General features: G+C 39.7%; 1 protein-coding gene. It reads right to left on the bottom strand.

Annotation, left to right across the window (positions count from 1 at the left end; genetic code table 11):
* A partial coding sequence (locus ACE01T_RS16220; RefSeq protein ID WP_395519677.1) for an integrase core domain-containing protein occupies window positions 1–340 on the bottom strand: 340 nt, incomplete at both ends.

Below are 340 nucleotides of genomic sequence, written 5' to 3'. Positions count from 1 at the left end.
GGTTAATCTTATCATAGTACATTGCTTCAAAATCAAAAGGTGATACATAACCCAGTGCACTATGTACACGCTCTTTATTGAACCAATCTACCCAGTTTAGTGTCGCAAGTTGTACATCCGCTAAACCTTGCCAATCTGCTTTTAAATATTCAATCACCTCTGTTTTGTATAAGCCATTCACCGTTTCAGCCAAAGCATTATCGTATGAATCACCAGTCGTACCGACTGATGCCCTTAAATTTGCTGCTTCTAAACGATTGGTATAGCGAATAGAAAGATACTGTACACCTCTGTCACTATGGTGAATCACGTTCTTTGGCATGTCTCGAGCATGTAAAGC

Source organism: Acinetobacter uliginosus (assembly GCF_044130295.1).
Lineage (GTDB): Bacteria > Pseudomonadota > Gammaproteobacteria > Pseudomonadales > Moraxellaceae > Acinetobacter.
This window is presented reverse-complemented; position numbering and strand designations above follow the sequence as displayed.